At 73.8% G+C, this 988-nt stretch carries 1 protein-coding gene; it reads left to right on the top strand.

Features of this window, described 5'->3' with window-relative positions; genetic code table 11:
- The first annotated feature begins 15 nt into the window (after positions 1–15).
- On the top strand, positions 16–873 hold the full coding sequence (locus CH341_RS31530; protein ID WP_111423678.1) for an ABC transporter permease: 858 nt from the start codon (positions 16–18) through the stop codon (positions 871–873).
- Positions 874–988 lie beyond the last annotated feature (115 nt).

Here is a 988-nt window from a genome sequence, read left to right as displayed (position 1 = left end):
GACGGCGCCGGCCCGATGACGACCGACGCCGACATCCTGCGGATCGCCGCGCCGGCCCAGGCCGGGGTCTCCGGACGCCCGCGCCGGGCCGGGACGCGCTGGCGCTGGCGCGGCGTCGCGCTCGGCCTCGTGGTGCCGGTCGTCGCCGCCGCCGGCTGGGAGCTCTGTGTCCGGGCCGGTCTCTCGGACGGCCGGCTGGTGCCGCCGCCCTCGCGCATCGCCGAGACCTTTTGGGACCTCGCCGCCACCGGCGAGCTGGCCCGCCACGCCGCCGCGACGGTGCTGCGGGTCGCCGCCGGCTTCGGGCTCGGCGCGCTGGCCGGCACCGTGATGGGGGCGCTGGCCGGCTACTCGGCGCTGACGCGCGCGCTGGTCGATCCGACCCTGCAGGCGCTGCGCGCCATCCCGTCGATCGCCTGGGTGCCGCTGTTCATCCTGTGGCTCGGCATCTTCGAGGCCTCGAAGGTGGCGCTGATCGCGGTCGGCGTGTTCTTCCCGGTCTATCTCGGCGTGATGGCGGCGATCGCCTCGGTCGATCGCAAGATCGTCGAGGTCGGCCGCATCTTTCGGCTCTCCGGTCCGGCGATGGTGCGGCGGATCCTGCTGCCGGCCGTGCTGCCGGCCTATGTGGTGTCGCTGCGCGCCGGCCTCGGGCTCGGCTGGATGTTCGTCGTGGCGGCCGAGTTCATGGGCGCCGGCGAAGGCCTCGGCTACCTGCTGGTCGACGGCCAGCAGCTCGGCAAGCCGGCCCAGATCGTCGCCGCCATCGTCGCCTTCGCCATCATCGGCAAGACGACCGACTGGATCCTGGTCGCCGCCACGGCCCCGTTCCTGCGCTGGGAGGATGTGGTGGCCCAGGGGGAGACGGGGTGAGGTTCTGACAATTGGCCGGGTGTCTTGTGGAAGCGCTGCTTGCCCCCCACCCCCGACCCCTCCCCGCCATTCGCTGACGCGAATGGGAGGAGGGGAGCCCACGCGCCGTGCTCGA

This window comes from Rhodoplanes roseus (assembly GCF_003258865.1).
Taxonomy (GTDB): Bacteria; Pseudomonadota; Alphaproteobacteria; order Rhizobiales; family Xanthobacteraceae; genus Rhodoplanes; species Rhodoplanes roseus.
Note: the sequence above shows the minus strand (reverse complement) of the source record. Positions and strands in the feature narration are given on the sequence as shown.

Excerpts from the sequence above, each read along its gene's own strand:
- CH341_RS31530 (WP_111423678.1), top strand. The coding sequence starts at position 16 with ATGACGACCGACGCCGACATCCTGCGGATCGCCGCGCCGGCCCAGGCC.